Source organism: Arthrobacter sp. HMSC06H05 (assembly GCF_001807395.1).
Taxonomy (GTDB): Bacteria; Actinomycetota; Actinomycetes; order Actinomycetales; family Micrococcaceae; genus Pseudoglutamicibacter; species Pseudoglutamicibacter albus.
Genome location: NZ_KV788981.1, coordinates 1 through 1430, shown reverse-complemented (window position 1 = coordinate 1430; position 1430 = coordinate 1). Strand labels below are relative to the sequence as shown.

The following is a 1430-nucleotide window of genomic DNA, read 5'->3' as shown; positions in this document are numbered from 1 at the left end:
CGTAGTGCCTCATGTCAAGTTGATCGCGTAGCCCTAATCGTGCCTCACAGAGATTGATCGCGTAGCCCTGCTTAGGCAGTATGGAGTTTCACCCCACCGGTTTGTCGTTTCCGTCGGTTCTGTTTCGCGTCTTCGACCTCAGCTGTGAGGACCTCAGTCTTCCAACTGGCTTTGGTGATGAGCATGTCCTGATACCGGACAATGTCACGCGTGAGTTCGACCGGGTTGAGCTTCGCGTACTGCGCCCGCAGCGCTCGTTCTTGAGCTACAGAGAGCAGCCCAGAGTCGAGCAGACGCTGGTACGGGGTCTTCGGGTCGTCATACACGCGCCGTCTACGCCCCTGCCCGTCCACGCTCCAACCGACAGGTTTCTTGGTGGGGGTGAAGAAGTTCATCTTCAGCATCACTGCCTGCCATAACAGTGTCAGCACGTCCCGCTCATCTGGGGTGTCGTAACGGTAGTAGAAACCGTATTTACGGACAATATGGTTGTTCTTTGACTCGACGAGGGCTTGATCATTCTTCTTGTAAGGCCTGGCTCTTGTGAAGAAGATCTTCCGGTCACCTGCCCACTCGATCACTTGGTCGTTGATGAACTCCGACCCGTTATCGCAGTCGAGCCCAGCAATATCAAACGGTAACGCAGCTTCCATGCGGGTGAGGGCGGCGAGCATGTGTACACGTGCGTTATTCCGTAACACTTCCAGGTGGGTCCATCCCGTCTGCACACAAGTGGCGGTCAAAGTTCTGGCGAATTCACCTTTCAGTGTGGGGCCGCAGTGCGCGACCGTGTCACACTCCAGAAAGCCGGGCTCATGCTCTGCCTCGTCGCCGGCTTTCCGGATCATGATCGAGGTGCGTAACAGCGCGCCAGAACGGGTGGCAGAGATCCCTTTCAACTCCAGTGACTGCCGGTGCTCTCGTAAATATCGGTCGATCGTCGCGGCAGACATCTCAAGCAGTTCGGCACGTACCGCAGGCGTGTAGTCGTGTTCACCGTGGCTGAGTTCGCCATGTGCTTCAAGCCGGCTGATCCATTCGGGGAGCATCTGACACATGTATTTCCCGCACGGGTACATCATGACCCGCCACAGCCACACCAGCACCCGTTTCGAGGCTGCCGAGTACTTCGTCGGGCGATGCCGACGACGATCAACTTTCGTCACATTCTTCACGCCCAGGTGTGGGCTGGTGAGATACCGTCTGGCTGATACTCGGGACAGCCCGGTGGTTGCGCAGAACTGATCCAGAATCACAGACTTCTCGGACCTCGTCGCGGTTTTGTAAGCCCGTTTGAGTTGTTTGGTGACTTCGATACGTGTCGACATTGAGACCACACCCTTGTTCATACTTGTTCAGCGTAGGAGTACGCGCTCAAAGTATGTGAGGCACGACTGTAGCTACGCGATCAATATATGTAAGGTACGCCG

Annotated in this window: 1 protein-coding gene; it reads right to left on the bottom strand. The window is 56.1% G+C overall.

From position 1 onward, the window contains the following. Window positions 1–71 precede the first annotated feature (71 nt). Window positions 72–1328, bottom strand: coding sequence for an integrase catalytic domain-containing protein (locus HMPREF3160_RS04990; RefSeq protein WP_176744705.1), 1257 nt, complete (start codon window positions 1326–1328; stop codon window positions 72–74). Between the last annotated feature and the right edge of the window lie 102 nt (window positions 1329–1430).

Bases quoted from the DNA above. Each gene is read 5' to 3' on its own strand.
- HMPREF3160_RS04990 (WP_176744705.1), bottom strand. From the start codon at position 1,328: ATGTCGACACGTATCGAAGTCACCAAACAACTCAAACGGGCTTACAAA.